We start from the raw sequence: 15,746 nt of genomic DNA on the forward strand, positions 1-15,746 counted from the left end.
GACCCACTGGCCGCGCACCTCGGCGCCCGCCCGTTGCCGGCGCGGCGGGTCGGCGGACCGGCCCGCGCGCGGCCGCATTCCCCTTCGGTCGTCGCGGGTTCGCGGTCGCTTCATATCTCAACCCGCACCTTCCGCCGCCGCAGGGGAATGCCCGCCGACCCCGGTCGGCACCAGCACCAGCGCGACCACCGCCGCCACCACGAGCAGGCCGCCCGCCGCGCCCAGGGCGACCGCGTAGCCGTGTGCGAGTTCCCGCTTCGAGGCGCCGCCGTTCGGGCCGGTGACCGACGCGGCCAGGGTGACCAGGGCGGCCAGGCCGATCGAACCGCCGATCTGCCGCGAACTGTTGATCAAGCCACCCGCCATCCCGGCCTCGTGCACGGGCACCCCGGCGGTCGCGGCGGTGCCCAGCGGCACGAAGCACAAACCGGCACCGATGCTCGCGACCAGCGACGGGCCCAGGATCGAGCGCAGGAACGTGCCGTCGACGTCGAACGCGAGCCCGAACCAGGCGAACCCGACCGCCACGAGCGCACCGCCCAGCCCCAGCAGCCGGCCGAGCCCGAGGCGGGCCACCGTCCTGGTCGCCAGCACCGAGCCGATCACGATCCCGCCGGAGAACGGCACGAAGGCCGCGCCGGCGGCGGCCGGTCCGTAGCCCAGCACCTGCTGGAGGTAGAGCGAGGTGAAGTAGAACGCGGCGAACTGACCGGAAAACAGCAGCATCATGAACAGGTTCGCGCCGAGCACGGGCCGGTGGGTCAGCAGGCCCATCCGCAACAGCGGCTCGGCGGCCCTCAGTTCGACCAGTACGAAGGCCGTGAGCAGCACCGCCGCCGCCGCGAGCGTACCGATGGTCACGAACGACCCCCAACCCTGCCGCTCGGCCCGCACCACTCCCAGGACCAAAGTGGTCGCCCCCGCGGTGACCAGCAGCGCGCCGGCCGGATCGAGCCGGGGTGCCCGGCCGGGCTCGGGTCGATCGGCCGGCAGTCGCAGCGTGGCGAGCAGCGCGAAGGCGACGATCGGCACATTGATCAGCATGACCGCCTGCCAACCCACCGATTCGGTGAGCAGCCCCCCGATCAGCACCCCGAACGCGCCGCCGGCCGCGGCGGTCGCGCCCCACCACCCGAGCGCCCTCGACCGGGCGGGCCCGGCCGGGAACGTCACCGTGATCAGCGCGAATGCCACCGGTGCGAGCGCGGCGGCGCCCACCCCCTGCACCGCGCGCGCGGCGATCAGCGCCCCGGGCGACGTCGCCAGGCCACCCGCGAGACCGGCCAGGCCGAAGACGGTCAGACCCGCGACGAGCGTACGGCGACGCCCGATCAGGTCGCCGATCCGGCCGCCGAGCATCAGCAGCCCGCCGAAACTCAACGCATAGGCGTTCACCACCCACGGCAGCCCGTCGGCGCCGAAGCCCAGGTCGTCCCGGATGTCCGGCAGGGCCACGTTGACCACCGACATGTCCAGCGCGACGGTGAACTGCACGGTCAGCACCACGACCAGCGACATCCGGGTGGCACGCGACATCCGGCCCGGCTCGGCCGGCGCTTCGGTCGTGGCGGTCACGCCTGTCCCCGCGGGGTCTCGGCACGCCGTTCCAGGCGGGTCCCCGAACGCCGGCCGATCGACATCAGGTCGGCGGGCGCGTCGAGTTCGAGTCGGTGCCACCGTCCCCGCGGCACCACGAACGCGGCGCCGGGTCGCAGCGTGACCGGCGACTCCTCGCCGGCCCCGTCCTCGGCGCGCAGGATCATCCGTACCGCGCCCGTCCACACGCACACCACCTCGTCCGACGCCGGGTGCATCTCCCAGTGGTCGGCGTGCAGGTCGGCATCCGTCCCGGCGTGGAAGGCGGCCACCTGCCAGCCGGCCGCGGCACCGTGCATCCGGCGTTCACCGGCGCTGATCCGGCCGCCGTCGGCCAATCGGAGGGCGAATTCGAACAGGTCGACGTGAGTCATCGAAACTCCTTGCCGCAAAGGGAGGTCGGGCGCGCCGGGCGCGCCGGGCGGGCTCGGCGGGAGGCCACCGGGACCGCGTTGACGTACTCTGTACGTGAACAGCGTCAGTCGAACACGTACGTTGTACGTAAGTCAAGGAGGAGCATCGTGCCCGCGCCCCGAAAGTTCAGCCGCGAGCAACTGCGCACGGCGGCCCTGTCCCTGGTCGACGCCCACGGCCTGGCCGCGCTGACCATGCGCAGCCTGGCCGCGGCGCTGGGCACCGGGGCGATGACGATCTACAACTACGTGGACGGACGCGAGGGGCTGGAGGGGCTGCTCGTCGAGGCCGTGTTGGCGGACGCGCTGCCGGCGGTCACCGAACACCCCGAGGACGCCGACTGGCGAATCGAGACACGCCGGCTCGCCGAGGCGAACTGGCGTGCCGTGCGCGCCCATCCGGACGTCATCCCGCTGATCCTCACCCGCCGGATCGCCGACCCGGCAAGCCTGGAGCACGGCGAGGCGCTGCTGCGAGCGCTCGCCCGCAGCGGCCGGCGCGGGGCCGACCTGCTGTACGCGTTCCGCGCCGTGACCGGCTTCGTCACCGGCTTCGCCCAGGCGGAGTTGGCCGGCCCGCTGTCGATCGCGCCGGACGAGGACGTGCGGGCGATCACCGATCGGGCCCGAGCGCTGCCCGCCGAGCGCTTCCCGTACCTGATCGAGATCGCCGGCGCCGCCGCGGCGAGCACGCCCGAGATCGAATTCCACGCCGGTCTGGACGTGTTGATCGCCGGTCTGGAAAGTCGTCCGAGCGCCGGGAACCCGGAACGGTCCGCCGGACAAGACAGGGTGTGACCATCACCCCGATATCCGACCGCGAGTTGTGGGAGAGGGCGTGCGCAGGTGATCCCGAGTCGTTCGGGGTCATCTTCGACCGGCACTCCCGCGCGGTCTACAACTTCCTGTCCCGCCGCACCGCCTCCTGGGCCGAGGCCGAGGATCTGACCTCGGCGGTCTTCCTGGATGCCTGGCGCCATCGCCGCGCCGTCACGCTGGACCGGGACAGCGCGCTGCCGTGGCTGCTGGGCATCGCCCGCAACACCGCCGCCAACGGCGGCCGGGCCCGCCGGCGCTATCAGGCGCTCAGAGAACGGCTGCCCACCCCGTCACCGACTCCCGACCACGCTCAGGACGTCGCCGATCGCATCGACGAGGAGCGCGCCCTGGTCGCGCTGCGCGCGTCCGTCGGCCGGCTGCCCGCGCACGAACGCGAGGTGATCGAACTGTGCGTCTGGAGCGGCTTGGACCAACAGGCCGCCGCCACCGCGCTCGGCGTGGCCGTGGGCACCGTCAAGTCCCGCCTGCACCGAGCCCGCCGTCGACTCGGCGACGACCTGCGTGAATACGCACCGCTCTCCCCCGACCGCCGCGTCATCGCCGAGGAGACCTCGTGATGCCCTCGAACCCGATCCCGGCCGAGCGCGACCTGCCGCACAGCGCCGCCCGCCGCAGCGAGTTGCTCGCCCTCCTCCCCTACATCGACTCCCCCGCGCCGGCAGCGCCCACGACCCGCCGGCGGACCCTGGGCCGACTGATCCCGCCGCGCCGGGTACTGCTCCCGCTGGCCGCCGCGGTGGCGGTGGGCGGCCTGGTCACCGGGGTCCTGCTCGGGATCTCCGGCGACGACGGGGCCACCCGGATCCCGGGGCCGGCGAACTCCGGATCGGTACCCACCCCCGCACCCTCCTTCGGGGACCGGCCGCTGTCGCTCCGGCAGGTGCCGGTACCGGCGGAGGTCGCGGTGTCCGACGCCGAAGCCGCCCGATTCGTCGCCGCATGCGCGGCCGGCGGGCTCGACCCGGCCACCGCGAGCGGGTACCGCCCGTACTTCACGGTACGCAGCCCGCAGCCCGCCGACCCCGCGAACATGTATGCCATCGCGGTCGACGCCGCCGGGCGCAACGCGTTGCATTGTTCGGGCTCGAACCGGGCCTCGCCACACCGCATCCAGGAGGATTTCGAACTACTCACCGGGACCGTCCAGATCGACTGGGTAGAAGGCACGAAGTCCGGGCCGAGCTGGACCGACTACTCCGCGGGCCGCTACAACGCCCCCGTGGCGCGGATCACCATGGACCGGGGCACCGGCGAACGCCCGGCGATCATGGCGGGTGGCGTCTGGTACGCGGCGGAGACCGTCGGGTACACGCACGAGGCCGCCGAGGCGTTCCAGGCCGGCGGCGGTCCCCGAATCCGCGGCTACGACGCCGCGGGCAAGCTGATCTGGGACTCCGCCCGAGACGTGCCGAAGCCGGGATCGGCGGAATGTGTCCGTACCCCCGACGGCCGGGTGCTCGACTACAAGGGCCGCGTCGCACCCGATCCCGCCACGTGCCGCCCGGCCCTGCCGTGGACCGCCGGCGCCCGCTGAGCATCCGCCGTCCGACCCGGTCCCCGCGCCGGCCCCATCCCCGACCGGCGTCCGTCGGCCGACCCGACACCGGCCGGCGAATGCCCGATCCGGCCTGATCTTCGCCGATCCGACCGCTGTGCCGGGAATGATCGCCCGGGTTCGCTCGTTGTACTGATCAGTCGGTGAACGGGTGTCCCCGGGCCCAACCTTTGCCGCCGCGAATTACCGTTCGGCTGGAGTCGCGGCGTGCCCCCCGCCGAGAGGTGATCCCGCTCACCGACCCAGAGCGACGGCGCCGTCCCCTCCCCCCGAGGGCGGCGCCGTCTTTGTCGTCCGCCGAGGGCTTCGTCCGAGCCTCGACACGACCCGGCGGGTGCCGTGACGGACGCCATACCCGGAGCAATCACCCGCTGTGCAACCGTCGCGTGCGGTACGCCGTCCGTTCCCCCGAGGCTGCCGTTACCAATGGCGCGCAGCCGGCACATGTTCGGTCCGTTCCGGCTGCCCGGTACGGTGTCGAGCCAGTCCGCGTCAACGTGGCATCGGTTCGACGACAGCACTCACGGGGGTCGCATTGAGTTCCGCGCCGGAGTCCGGTGGTCGCCGCCGCCGCGCAAGCGCGTCGCAGCCGCAGGCGCCCGCCTCCGACGCGGCCCCGCCCACCGCCGCGACCGACGCCGGCCCCGAAGCCACCGGCGCCGACACTCCCGCCGTCCCCCGCGCCCGTCGGGCGGCCGACGGCGCATCGGGGGGCCGGGCGGCGCGCCGGGCCAAGTCCACCGGGCACGGCAAGCCCCGCCGTTTGCGCAAGCTCAAGATCACCGCGCTGGTGATGTCGGTGGTGCTGGTCGCGCTCGGGATCACCGGCTATGTGATCTGGGAGAAGCTCAACGCGAACATAAAGCACAGCAAGCTCAACACCAGCGATGTCGAGGTGCCCAAGGAGGCGCCCGACGAGTTCGGCCGCACGCCGATGAACATATTGATGATCGGCTCGGACGGCCGGAACGACCCGACCGACTGCAAGCTGGGCGGCGCCTGCGACGGCGGCGCGCCGCGGGCGGACGTACAGATGTTGCTGCACGTGTCGGCGGACCGCAGCAACGCGTCGGTGATCAGTATTCCGCGCGATACGCGTGTGCAGATCCCGGCCTGCACCGACCCGAAGACGAAGCAGAAGTTCGCGCCGATCAACACCACCATCAACGAGAGCCTGGGCCGCGGCGGACCCGGATGCGTGGTCGGTACTTGGCAGTTGCTCACCAAGGTCCATATCGATCACTTCATGATGGTGACCTTCTCCGGCGTGGTCTCGATGGCCGACGCGGTCGGCGGCGTCGAGGTGTGCGTGCAGTCCAACATCCAGGACGAGCAGGTCGAGTACGTCAACGGTGAGCGGCACCTGGTGGGTTCACACCTGAAGCTGACCGCCGGCAAGCACACCATCCAGGGCGAGGACGCGCTCAAGTGGCTGCGCACGCGGCACGCCTTCGAGGACGGCAGCGACGTCGGGCGCACCCACGCCCAGCACATGTACCTGAACTCGATGGTGCGCACGCTCAAGTCGAACAGCACGATCACCAACCCGATCAAGCTGTTCAAGGTCGCCGACGCGGCGACCAAGTCGCTGACCGTCGACGACGGCCTCAACGGTCTGCAGAAGCTGACCTCGCTGGCCACCACGCTGAACAAGGTGAACACCAACCGGATCACCATGACCACGATGCCGCACGACGCGGATCCACAGGCGCCCGAGCAACACCTGGTCCCGGCCGCGTCCGCCGAGACGCTGTTCAAGATGGTGCGCACGGATGTCGCCTTCGACAAGAACGGGCCGCCGCCGGGTACCGAGACCACCGCGCCCACCACGCCGCAATCGCCGCCCCCGCCCGCGTCGAACGTGGACAAGGCCGCGATCCGGATCACCGTGGTCGGCGCGAGCGGAAGCACCCAGGCAGGCGCGGTCGCCGAAGGGCTGGTCGCGCAGGGCTTCACCAAGGCCGCCAAGGGTCCCGCCGCGGCCAAGCGGCAGACCAGCGCGGTGATCTTCCCGGCCAAGGACCGTGACCAGGCGCAGGCCGTCGCCGACGCACTCGGGCTGCCCGCCACCGCACTGTCCCCGCAGGCGAACGCGACGCGTGTGACGGTGCAGATCGGCACCGACTGGGGTACCGGCCCGACCTTCAAGGGCGGCACCGGCACGGCACCCCCGTCCACGCCGCCGCCTCCGCCGGCCGGCCAACTCCCCAGCGGCTCCTCGGCCCTGAACGCTTCGGATGAAGGCGCCTGCATGAAGGTCTACACCGAGGCCAAGGACCGCAACGGCAAACCGATCTACACCTGGTAGCCCGCGGCGGCAACCGCCGTGCGACGCCTGGGCACAACCCGGTGGGCGACTCGCCGACGGGGGGTGCCCGCGAGCTCAACTCGGCGGCGAATAAAGCCGGTTCCGACCCAATCGTCCCGACGCCGGGTCGGCGGTGCGTCGGAAAGACGGTAAGGTGGCCCTACCGAAGACACTTCGTACGTCGGTTTCCGCGCCGACGCCGTCCTCGGTGGGCAAGGACGATCGGCCGAGTCGGCCGGGTCCCAGGATGAGTCGCCGGGCTGCCCGGGACCGCCGTTCGCCCACCGACCGAGCGCACAGCGCCACTTGCGCCACCGTCCGACGTGGGCCGGCACGCCCACGTCGAACCCTCGACCCACCGGCATTCGCCGGTCCGCTCTCCGGCTCCCGCCGGCCGAGCGGCTTCGACGCCGAACTCCCGCCGCCCCACCGGGGCGTGTCGTCCGAAGTCGGTGCGCGCACGGTCCGACCCGCAGCCGGTCCCCCGGCCGCGGCCCCCCATGCCCCGAACCACCGGCGACCGGGCCCGACCCCCGGAACCGGACGACTGAAACCAGGTGCCCTCGATGACCACCATCCCCCACCATCGCACCGCCGGCCAGGCCGGCCCGCCCACCGTCGCCCAGGCCATGCGACCGGCCGAGCTGCGGATCGACACGGACACCATGGTCGACAAGGCCATCGACATCATCCACGCTGCGGACGCCGACCACGTGATCCTGCATGCCGAGGACGGCCGCTGCCTCGGCGTCGTGCGCCGGGCGCAGCTCGCGCCGTACCGAACCCGCTCGTGGTACACCGCACGCACGCCGATCGGGAACATCACGCACGACCGAGGTCCGTTCGCCCGCCCGGAGATGCCCGCCGCCGAGGCGCTGGCCACCATGCGTGCCCGAGGCATGCGGGTGTGGGCCGTGACCGACGAGGCCGGCCGGGCCGTGGGCCTGCTGACCCCGGACTCGCTGCGCACGGTGCTCTCCGGCACCCATGACCCGCTCGGCGCCGCGGCGGCCTGAACGCCGGACACGCCCTAGCCGACGTTCGCCGAAGCCGGCGGATAGTCCACGTAGCCACGCGCGCCGCCGCCGTACACGTGCTCCACCGGCGGTCCGGCGAGCGGCAGTCCCTCGGCGATCCGCGCGGGCAGGTCCGGGTTGGTGATGAACAGCCGGCCGAAGGCCACCACATCGGCCAGTTCGGCGGAGAGCAGTCGCTCGGCCGTCACCGGGTCGACCGGTGTCGGGCCGTTGTGGTTGGCGATCAGCGTGCCGGACCAGCGCGGGCGCAGGTCGGCGAGTGCGGCGTACTCACCGCGCTCCAACACGTGCAGGTAGGCCAGGCCGAGCGGGTCGAGCGCGTCGACCAGGGCTCGGTAGGTCTCGCGTGCGTGCGACTCGCGGATTTGGTTCTCCGGATTGTCCGGCGAGATCCGCAGGCCCACCCGGTCCGCGCCGATCTCGGCGGTGACCGCGGCCACCACCTCCAGCACGAAGCGCAGCTGGTTCTGTGGTGAGCCGCCGTAGCGGTCGGTGCGCAGGTTGGTGTTCTCGGCCAGGAACTGCTGGAACAGGTAGCCGTTGGCGCCGTGGATCTCGATCCCGTCGAACCCGGCCTCGATCGCCCGACCCGCGGCGCGCGCGAACGCGGCGACCACGTCCCGGATCTCGGCGATGGTCAGCGCACGCGGTGTCACGTGCGGCAGCAGGCCCTCGCGGGTGAAGATCGGCGCCTCGGTGATCGGCACCGCGGAGGGCGCGGTCGGCGTCGCGCCGGCCAGGGTCACCGGGTGTGTCATCCGGCCGACGTGCCACAACTGGGCGAAGATCCGGCCGTCCGCGTCGTGCACGGCGGTGGTGATCTCCCGCCAACGCGCGACCTGTTCGCCGGTCCGCAGGCCCGGGATGCCAGGACCGGCCTTGCCGAGCGGGTGGACCGAGATCCCCTCGGTGATCAGCAGCCCGGCGCCGGCACGCGCGCTGTAGTACGCGGCGGCGTGTTCGCTCGGCACGCCGGTGCTGTCGTCCGCGCGGCCTCGGGTCATCGGGGCCATCGCGATTCGGTTGGGCAGGGCCGGCACGCCGTGTCGGTGCGGAGTCAGCAGCGGGTTCGTGGTGGCGGCGGTCAACGCGGCTTCCGTTCGTTCGGGGGTCGGTTTGTGCGGGGCATCGCGGACGTCGAGCGGTCGAGTGCGGCGGCGGCGGTCGCGCGGGTCTCGGGGATTCAGCGGTCGAGCGCGGTGACCTCGACCTCGATCAGCCAGTCCGGCCGGGCGAGCGAGGAGACCTCCAGGAGGGTGTCCGCCGGGTACGGCCGGGACAGGAACTCCTCGCGCAAAACGATCACGTCGTCCAGGTTCTCGGCCATGTTCCGGACGAAGATGCCGACCTTGACCACGTCGGCGAGGGTCGCTCCCGCCTCGGCGAGCACTCGTTCCACGTTGCGAAACGCCTGCCGGCCCTGTTCCGCGAAGCCGCCCTCGACGGTGCGCCCGTCCTCGTCGAAGCCGGCCTGCCCGGACACGAAGATCAGGCCGCCGGCCCGGATGGCCTGCGAGATCCGGTAGGGCTCGTACCAGTCCGGCGTGGTCGCGATGCGCTCGATCGGGGCGGCGGCGTCGGCGGCGGTCGTGGTGGAGATGGTCATGGTTGCTCCCGAATCCAAGAAAGTGCATGCACATACATTGTTTGCTTGTGCATGCATAATCTGGCACTGCATGTAACCTGCTGTCAACAGCGGTCTCCCGCTCCGCCGCCCCGCGGCCGACGGGAGTTCGACCGGATGGACCGCTCGACCGAACGCGAAAGGGGACGGGTGCCATGGACGCCAAGCTCTGGGAGCAGGTCGTCGTGCTGCACGCGCGTGTCGAGCACGATCTCGGCAGGACACTGCAACGACGGCACGGGATAGGGCTGTCCGAGTACCGCGCGCTCTCCCGACTCGCGGTCGCCCCCGACGGCGAGTTGCGCATGCAGGAACTCGCCGACTCGATCGGCCTCAACCAGAGTTCGGTCAGCCGGCTCGCGGTCCGCCTGGAAACCGACGGCCTCACCCGACGCGACCTGTGTCCCAAGGACCGCCGAGGGGTGTACAGCGTGATCACCGACGAGGGACGCACCCGCCTGACCGAGGCCGGCGTCACCTACGCGGAGGCACTGACCACCGCAATGGCCAAAGCCGCCGCCGATCCGCACCTGGCGGACGTGGCGGCGGCCCTGGGCGCCATCCCGGTCGCGGTGTGACGCCGATCGGACGAGGCGCTCAGCGCCCGGCCAGGAAGCGGCGCTGGTCGCCGAGGTAGCCGGCGGCAAACAGGTCGCGCGGCGCGAAGATCGCCGTGATGTATGTGTCCAGTCGTGAGTCCTCGATGTCCTTGTCGACCATCGAGTGCGCCGCGCCCGGGTAGTGACGCACCGTCAGCTCGGCCCGTCCGCCGAGCAGTCGGCGATACTCCGCCTCGGTCTCCGCGACGTCCACGTTCACATCGTGCCCGGCCAACATCAACAACACCGGTACGCGCACCCGAGCCAGATCCGCGCTCGCGTCCTCGCCGAAGTTTTTGCGGGCGAACGCCCACCGATCCGCCGGCATGTCCGCCGCGTCGCCCAGCGCCGCGCGGTACTGCTCGTGGGTCGCACCCTGCTCGAGCAACTGCCGGGTCCGGTCGCTGCGCCGGACCTCGTCCTCGATCCGTGCCGCGGACGCGTGGTCCGCGCGCAGCTCGGCCAGCAGGTTGTAGCGGCCCTGGCGCAGCCAGTTGATCGCCGGCGAGACGGCGATCACGAAACGCACATCCGGGGTGCGGGCGGCCACCCTCGGCAGCACCCAGCCCGCCTGACTGGCTCCCCACAACCCCACTCGCGCGTGGTCGACGTCCGGTCGGGAGCGACTCCACACGATCGCCGCCTCGGTCTCCCGGGCACGGTCGTCCATGCTCTGGTCGAGCCAGTTCCCGGGGGTGCCGTCCACTCCGGGCTTGTTCCAGGAGAGCGTCGCATAGCCGGCCTTGGCGTATGCCTCCATCTGCGGCCGGTAGAAGCCGTCGTTGGTGGCGTTCTTGGGGCCGTCGCCGTGCACCAGGATCACCAGCCCGTACGGACCGCGCCCGTGCGTGGGCTTGGCCAGCACGCCGTCCAGCCGCTGCGCCCCGTCCCGGAAGGCGATCCGCTCTTCCTTGAGGTCGTACGTGTTCGCGTGGTCCGCGTACACCGCCGCGCCCAGGCCGACCAGAAGCAGCAGCGCAACGATCGCGGCGCCGACGGTGAGCCCGCGATGGCGGCGCATGGTCGATCCGAGCTTCATGCCTTCGTCTCCTTCGCACTGCTCCACGCGGTCCTTGTCGCATTCCCGCATGGCAAAACTATCGTGACAATAACGCTCGTCTGTCAAACGAACGTTTCGAGTATGCTGGTTCCCACGTGCCCGGCATGATGTGACCCGGGTCGATCGTGTCGAGGCGTATCCACCCGCGTCGGTGCGTCCGACCGGGACGCCGAGACCGACCCCCACCACCCCCCGGAGGCAGCGATGGATCAGGCGAGCGAACCGAACGCGCGAAGCGGGGCGGATCACCCGCGCCCGAGCGCGCCGCTGATCCGACGCGGCCTGCCGCCGGACGCGCGCCGCCGGGCGGCCGAGCTGTACTGGGAGGCGTTCGGCCGCAAGCTGGGTGCCGCACTGGGTCCGCCCGAGGCCGGTATCGCGTTCATCGCCGAGCACCTGAACGCGGACCGCGCGATCGCCGCGGTCCAGGACGGCGTACTGGTGGGCGTGGCCGGCTACACCCACGGCGGACACGGCTTCACCGGCGGCTCCGCCCGCGATGTGTTGCGCGCGTACGGCCGCATCGGCGGCCTGCACCGGGTCGCCATCCTGGCCCTGCTCGAACGTCGGCCCAAGCCAGCCGAGTTGGTGATGGACGGCATCGCCGTCGACCCGAACCGGCGCGGCCTGGGCATCGGCAGCCGGCTGCTCGACGAGATCGTCGCGCTGGCCCCCGAACTCGGTTGCCAGCACATCCGGCTCGACGTGATCGACGTCAACCCGCGCGCCCGCGCGCTCTACGAGCGGCACGGCTTCGTCGCGACCAAAACCGAGCACACGCCCTATCTGCGCGGACTGATGGGCTTCGCAGCCGTGACCACGATGATCCGTCGGATCGGCCCGAGGCCGACCGGCACCCGCGGGTGAGCGCGGTCGGCGCGGTGGATCCGGCACCGCGCTCGTATGCTCGGGCCATGCCAGGAACGCCAGGATTCGACCCGGTCGAGATCCCGACCCGCACCCTCGTACACGCACTGGTACGGCCGGACGGCAGCGTCGACGCCGGTGAGCTGTACACCGTCGCGGGCGTGCTCGGGATGACCGACCAGCAGGTGCGGTTGTGTGTCAAGCGCCTGGTCGCCGAGGGCCGGTTCACCCACCGAGGACGTGGCCGCAAGGCGGTACTGAGCGCAACCGAGGACACGTTGCGCACCCTCGAACCCAACGTCGAGTTCGTGCGCTACGCGTTCCGCCAGGACCACGGCCTGGAACCGTGGGACGGCGCTTGGCGGTTGGTCGCCTTCGCGATCCCGGAGTCCGCGCGGTCCGCGCGCGACGCGCTGCGCGACGCGATCCTGCGCCTGGGCGGTGCGCCGCTGCACGGCGGGCTGTACGTGTCCGCGAACGAATGGACCGAGTCGATCTCGGCCGAGGCACACCGCTTGGGCGTATCGGACGCGGTCACCCTGCTCACCAGCCGGGACCTGCGGATCGGCGCGCTGGACCGGCCGCCGGAGCTGGCCGCCCACCTGTGGCCGCTGGCCGAACTGGCCGAGCGCTACCACAGGTTGATCGAGATCACCCGGCCCCGGCTGGCCCGGCTGGATTCGGCGGATGCCTTCGACGACGTCGAACTGCTCACGATCGGGGTGGAGTTGACCGTCGAGTTCGGTCGCGTGATGGAACCCGACCCGCTGCTTCCCCCGGAGTTGCTCCCGAACCCGTGGCCCGGCCGCCAGGCCCGCGACCTGCTGTCCCAGGCGTGGACGGCGGTCACCGACCGCGACCACACGAACGCGACTCGGCGACTGTACCGACTACACGACGACCCCGACCGGCCCTGACCGACCCTGACCAAAGCCCACTCGAACCGACCGACACCGATTCGCACACTCGGACGCCGGCGCACGGCCCCCTGAATCAGCTCGGCCGGCGCCCGAGGACGCCCGCGAATCCCCGGCCGGCACAAGCCGACCGAAGCCTGCCCGTCCGACGCCCGAGGACAAAGGCCCCCGCCGGCCGCGTGGCTAGAGTGTCTCGACGAAGTCGCGGACCGTCCCCCGGTGGTCGTCCGCCCGCCAGGCCAGTGCCAGTTCGCTCGGAGTCAGCCCACTCACCGGTATCGCGACCGTCCCGGGCCGCTGATAGATCGCCGCGTTCCCGGCCGCGATCAGCACGATCCCGCTGCCCTCCTCCACCGCCGCGAAGGTCTCGTCCGCGTTCGACACCGTCGCCCCCACCCGCACCGGCCGTCCATCCCGATGATCGATCGCCAACCAGTAGTCCCGCAGCGGCCCCGCGGCGGCGGGCAGCGCCAGGAACGGCTCGTCCAGCAGCTCCGCGAACGCAACCTCCGAGCGCCCCGCGAGCGCATGGTCCTCGCGCACCACCACACACCTCGGCTCGGTCGCCACCACCCGCGTCGCGAACGCGTCCTGGTTCGGTATCGGCAACCACACCAACGCGACGTCCACGCGCCCCTCGGCCAGCCCCGCCGTCGCGTCGTCCCAGTCGATCTGCCGAATCTGCAAGCGCCCGTTGGGTCGCCGCACCGCGTACCCCTCGCGCGCCCGCTGCAACAACCCGCGTCCCACACTGGTGGACAGCCCCACCCGCAACGACGCGGCCTCGGCCGCGACCGCGTCGCCCACCGCCCGCTGCGCCTCGTCCCAGCAGCGGATCACCTCGCGGGCCGCCGGCAACAACGCCGCGCCGGCGGCGGTGAGCTCGACGGCCCGCCGATCCCGGTCGAACAGACGGGTCCGTAGCCCCTCCTCCAACTGGCGTATCTGTTTGCTCAGCGCGGGCTGCGACACGAACAATCGCTCCGCGGCGCGGGTGAAGTTGAGCTCTTCGGCGGTCGCCACGAAGTACCGAAGGTCGCGCAGGTGCGTGTCCATAGCCTTTGGTTATCACAGCCGGTCTTGGACCGGGTGCGGTCGTTCACCCGACGATGGCCGCACTCCCGAAAGAAGAGGACGTCACATGCGTTACCGCTTGTTCGGCAACACCGGTCTACGCGTCTCCGAGCTGTTCCTGGGCGCGATGACCTTCGGCGGCGAGGACACCGTCGGCGCGGGACCCGACGAGTGCCGCCGGATGGTCGACGTGTACGCGGAGGCCGGCGGCAACGTCGTGGACACCGCGATCAACTACCGCGACGGCGAGAGCGAGCACATCGTCGGCGAAGTCCTCGACGGCCGTCGGGACCGGTTCGTGCTCGCCACCAAGTACACCGTCACCCGCGACCCCGCCGACCCGAACGCGGCCGGCAACCACCGCAAGAACCTGACCCTGTCGCTGGAGACCAGCCTGCGCCGACTGCGCACCGACTACATCGACGTCTACTGGGTGCACCTGTGGGACCGGCATACGCCGATCGAGGAGACCATGCGCGCGCTCGACGACGCGGTCCGGGCCGGGAAGATCCTCTACATCGGCATCTCGGACACCCCGGCGTGGGTGGTCAGCCGGGCCAACACCCTCGCCGAGTGGCGCGGTTGGACGCCCTTCGCCGGGCTCCAGGTCCCGTACAACCTGCTCAACCGCGACATCGAGCGCGAACTGCTGCCGATGGCCGAGGACTTCGGGCTCTCGGTGGCCGCCTGGGGGCCGCTTGCGAGCGGTGTGCTGTCCGGCAAGTTCACCCGTCCCGGCGGCGCCGAGGCCGGCACCCGGATCTCACCCGAATCGCTCGGCGAGCGTGACCACGCGGCGGCCGCTGTGGTGCGGGATGTGGCCGACGAACTCGGCGCGACCCCGTCGCAGGTGGCGATCGCCTGGACCCGGGCACACTCACAAGCCGTGCACCCGATCGTCGGTGCCCGCTCGGTCGAGCAACTGCGCGACAACCTCGGCGCGGTGGACGTGGTGCTGCCCGAGGACGCGCTCCGCCGACTGGCGGCGGCAACCGACCACACGGCCGGATTCCCGACCGACTTCATCGCCGCGACCAGCCCGTGGGTGTTCGGCGACACCTTCGACCGCCTCGACGGGCGGCGCTGACCCGATGGCCCGCCCCACCGGGTCCGCAAGCGCCGATCCGAGCCACCGGGCCGCCCCGATCTCGCTGGTCACCGGCGCCAATCGCGGCATCGGGCACGAGGTGGCCCGCCGGTTGGGCCTGCTCGGGCACACCGTGCTGCTCGGCGCCCGCGCGCCCGAGGCCGCCGAGGCCGCCGCACGCGAGCTGCGCGCGGCGGGTCTGGACGCCCATCCGGTGCACCTGGACGTGACCGACCCGGCCGGCGTCCGGCACGCCGCCGCCGAGGTCGAGCGCCGCTTCGGCGGCCTGGACACGCTGGTCAACAACGCCGCGATCACCTACGACACGTGGCAACGCGCGACCGACGCCGACCTGGCCGTGGTGGTCGAGGCGAGCGAGACCAACCTGTACGGGCCGTGGCGCACGGTGCAGGCGTTCCTGCCGCTGCTGCGCCGCTCGGCGCATCCGCGCATCGTCAACGTGAGCAGCGAGGCCGCGTCGCTGACCAACATGGGCGGCGGTACGCCCGCGTACACGATCTCCAAGGTCGGCCTGAACGCGCTCACCCGCATGCTCGCGGCCGAGCTGCGCCCCGACCGGATCCTGGTCAACGCGATCTGCCCCGGCTGGGTGGCCACCGACATGGGCGGCCCGGGCGGTCGCCCGGTGGAGGCAGGCGCCGCCGGCATCATCTGGGCAGCCACCCTCCCCGACACCGGCCCCACCGGCGGCTTCTTCCGGGACACCCACCCCCTGCCCTGGTAGTACCCATCCAGCACTCGAGGCCCC

16 protein-coding genes are annotated in these 15,746 nt (G+C 71.9%); 10 read left to right on the plus strand and 6 right to left on the minus strand.

Features of this window, described 5'->3' with window-relative positions:
• Nucleotides 1-117: 117 nt before the first annotated feature.
• A complete protein-coding gene (locus tag A3IC_RS0109650; RefSeq protein WP_079026360.1) occupies nucleotides 118-1,536 on the minus strand; it encodes an MFS transporter in 1,419 nt (472 codons plus the stop codon).
• Nucleotides 1,537-1,571: 35 nt separating this feature from the next.
• Complete coding sequence (locus A3IC_RS0109655; RefSeq protein ID WP_020549853.1) at nucleotides 1,572-1,970, minus strand: cupin domain-containing protein; 399 nt, start codon at nucleotides 1,968-1,970, stop codon at nucleotides 1,572-1,574.
• 147 nt (nucleotides 1,971-2,117) lie between these two features.
• Here A3IC_RS0109655 and A3IC_RS0109660 point away from each other — a divergent pair, with 147 nt between their 5' ends.
• The 5 genes from A3IC_RS0109660 to A3IC_RS53420 all read left to right on the plus strand — a co-directional run bounded on the left by A3IC_RS0109660 (nucleotide 2,118) and on the right by A3IC_RS53420 (nucleotide 7,728).
• On the plus strand, nucleotides 2,118-2,807 hold the full coding sequence (locus tag A3IC_RS0109660; protein ID WP_020549854.1) for a TetR/AcrR family transcriptional regulator: 690 nt from the start codon (nucleotides 2,118-2,120) through the stop codon (nucleotides 2,805-2,807).
• Nucleotides 2,804-3,406: an RNA polymerase sigma factor gene (locus tag A3IC_RS0109665; RefSeq protein WP_020549855.1), complete on the plus strand. Its 603-nt coding sequence runs from the start codon at nucleotides 2,804-2,806 to the stop codon at nucleotides 3,404-3,406. The genes A3IC_RS0109660 and A3IC_RS0109665 overlap by 4 nt, the downstream gene beginning before the upstream one ends.
• Nucleotides 3,406-4,383, plus strand: a complete 978-nt coding sequence (locus A3IC_RS0109670; RefSeq protein ID WP_020549856.1) for a hypothetical protein — start codon at nucleotides 3,406-3,408, stop codon at nucleotides 4,381-4,383. The genes A3IC_RS0109665 and A3IC_RS0109670 overlap by 1 nt, the downstream gene beginning before the upstream one ends.
• 556 nt (nucleotides 4,384-4,939) lie before the next feature.
• Nucleotides 4,940-6,712, plus strand: a complete 1,773-nt coding sequence (locus tag A3IC_RS53415) for an LCP family protein (RefSeq protein ID WP_020549857.1) — start codon at nucleotides 4,940-4,942, stop codon at nucleotides 6,710-6,712.
• A gap of 566 nt (nucleotides 6,713-7,278) precedes the next feature.
• Nucleotides 7,279-7,728 carry a CBS domain-containing protein gene (locus tag A3IC_RS53420; RefSeq protein ID WP_020549858.1) on the plus strand — a complete coding sequence of 150 codons (450 nt, stop codon included), beginning with the start codon at nucleotides 7,279-7,281 and terminating at the stop codon, nucleotides 7,726-7,728.
• A gap of 14 nt (nucleotides 7,729-7,742) precedes the next feature.
• Here the strand turns inward: A3IC_RS53420 and A3IC_RS0109685 are convergent, their stop codons facing one another.
• Both A3IC_RS0109685 and A3IC_RS0109690 read right to left on the minus strand, forming a co-directional pair.
• The gene (locus A3IC_RS0109685; protein WP_020549859.1) at nucleotides 7,743-8,837 is read right to left on the minus strand and encodes an alkene reductase; all 1,095 of its coding nucleotides are present in this window, start codon (nucleotides 8,835-8,837) and stop codon (nucleotides 7,743-7,745) included.
• A gap of 95 nt (nucleotides 8,838-8,932) precedes the next feature.
• Nucleotides 8,933-9,355 (minus strand): RidA family protein, encoded by a 423-nt coding sequence (locus A3IC_RS0109690; RefSeq protein WP_020549860.1) that lies wholly within the window; start codon nucleotides 9,353-9,355, stop codon nucleotides 8,933-8,935.
• A 173-nt stretch (nucleotides 9,356-9,528) separates the two neighbouring features.
• Between A3IC_RS0109690 and A3IC_RS0109695 the strand changes: the two genes are divergently transcribed.
• Nucleotides 9,529-9,951 (plus strand): MarR family winged helix-turn-helix transcriptional regulator, encoded by a 423-nt coding sequence (locus A3IC_RS0109695; protein WP_020549861.1) that lies wholly within the window; start codon nucleotides 9,529-9,531, stop codon nucleotides 9,949-9,951.
• 19 nt (nucleotides 9,952-9,970) lie between these two features.
• Here the strand turns inward: A3IC_RS0109695 and A3IC_RS0109700 are convergent, their stop codons facing one another.
• Nucleotides 9,971-11,011, minus strand: a complete 1,041-nt coding sequence (locus tag A3IC_RS0109700; RefSeq protein WP_052173369.1) for an alpha/beta hydrolase family protein — start codon at nucleotides 11,009-11,011, stop codon at nucleotides 9,971-9,973.
• Between the two features lie 225 nt (nucleotides 11,012-11,236).
• Between A3IC_RS0109700 and A3IC_RS0109705 the strand changes: the two genes are divergently transcribed.
• Nucleotides 11,237-11,899 carry a GNAT family N-acetyltransferase gene (locus tag A3IC_RS0109705; protein WP_020549863.1) on the plus strand — a complete coding sequence of 221 codons (663 nt, stop codon included), beginning with the start codon at nucleotides 11,237-11,239 and terminating at the stop codon, nucleotides 11,897-11,899.
• A gap of 47 nt (nucleotides 11,900-11,946) precedes the next feature.
• Nucleotides 11,947-12,816, plus strand: a complete 870-nt coding sequence (locus A3IC_RS0109710) for a PaaX family transcriptional regulator C-terminal domain-containing protein (RefSeq protein WP_026218066.1) — start codon at nucleotides 11,947-11,949, stop codon at nucleotides 12,814-12,816.
• A gap of 183 nt (nucleotides 12,817-12,999) precedes the next feature.
• Here the strand turns inward: A3IC_RS0109710 and A3IC_RS0109715 are convergent, their stop codons facing one another.
• Nucleotides 13,000-13,872 carry a LysR family transcriptional regulator gene (locus A3IC_RS0109715; RefSeq protein WP_020549865.1) on the minus strand — a complete coding sequence of 291 codons (873 nt, stop codon included), beginning with the start codon at nucleotides 13,870-13,872 and terminating at the stop codon, nucleotides 13,000-13,002.
• Nucleotides 13,873-13,957: 85 nt separating this feature from the next.
• On the opposite strand from A3IC_RS0109715, the gene A3IC_RS0109720 reads away from it, so the two are divergent.
• Together A3IC_RS0109720 and A3IC_RS0109725 are read left to right on the plus strand one after the other, a co-directional pair.
• On the plus strand, nucleotides 13,958-14,977 hold the full coding sequence (locus A3IC_RS0109720; protein WP_020549866.1) for an aldo/keto reductase: 1,020 nt from the start codon (nucleotides 13,958-13,960) through the stop codon (nucleotides 14,975-14,977).
• Between the two features lie 4 nt (nucleotides 14,978-14,981).
• Nucleotides 14,982-15,722 carry an SDR family NAD(P)-dependent oxidoreductase gene (locus A3IC_RS0109725; protein ID WP_020549867.1) on the plus strand — a complete coding sequence of 247 codons (741 nt, stop codon included), beginning with the start codon at nucleotides 14,982-14,984 and terminating at the stop codon, nucleotides 15,720-15,722.
• The last annotated feature ends 24 nt before the right edge of the window (nucleotides 15,723-15,746 follow it).

This window comes from Embleya scabrispora DSM 41855, from assembly GCF_000372745.1.
In the GTDB taxonomy this organism is placed as follows: Bacteria; Actinomycetota; Actinomycetes; order Streptomycetales; family Streptomycetaceae; genus Embleya; species Embleya scabrispora.

Coding starts and splice junctions, on each gene's coding strand:
- A3IC_RS0109650 (WP_079026360.1), bottom strand. CDS start 1,536: ATGTCGCGTGCCACCCGGATGTCGCTGGTCGTGGTGCTGACCGTGCAG.
- A3IC_RS0109655 (WP_020549853.1), bottom strand. CDS start 1,970: ATGACTCACGTCGACCTGTTCGAATTCGCCCTCCGATTGGCCGACGGC.
- A3IC_RS0109670 (WP_020549856.1), top strand. CDS start 3,406: ATGCCCTCGAACCCGATCCCGGCCGAGCGCGACCTGCCGCACAGCGCC.
- A3IC_RS53420 (WP_020549858.1), top strand. CDS start 7,279: ATGACCACCATCCCCCACCATCGCACCGCCGGCCAGGCCGGCCCGCCC.
- A3IC_RS0109690 (WP_020549860.1), bottom strand. CDS start 9,355: ATGACCATCTCCACCACGACCGCCGCCGACGCCGCCGCCCCGATCGAG.
- A3IC_RS0109695 (WP_020549861.1), top strand. CDS start 9,529: ATGGACGCCAAGCTCTGGGAGCAGGTCGTCGTGCTGCACGCGCGTGTC.
- A3IC_RS0109700 (WP_052173369.1), bottom strand. CDS start 11,011: ATGAAGCTCGGATCGACCATGCGCCGCCATCGCGGGCTCACCGTCGGC.
- A3IC_RS0109705 (WP_020549863.1), top strand. CDS start 11,237: ATGGATCAGGCGAGCGAACCGAACGCGCGAAGCGGGGCGGATCACCCG.
- A3IC_RS0109710 (WP_026218066.1), top strand. CDS start 11,947: ATGCCAGGAACGCCAGGATTCGACCCGGTCGAGATCCCGACCCGCACC.
- A3IC_RS0109715 (WP_020549865.1), bottom strand. CDS start 13,872: ATGGACACGCACCTGCGCGACCTTCGGTACTTCGTGGCGACCGCCGAA.
- A3IC_RS0109720 (WP_020549866.1), top strand. CDS start 13,958: ATGCGTTACCGCTTGTTCGGCAACACCGGTCTACGCGTCTCCGAGCTG.
- A3IC_RS0109725 (WP_020549867.1), top strand. CDS start 14,982: ATGGCCCGCCCCACCGGGTCCGCAAGCGCCGATCCGAGCCACCGGGCC.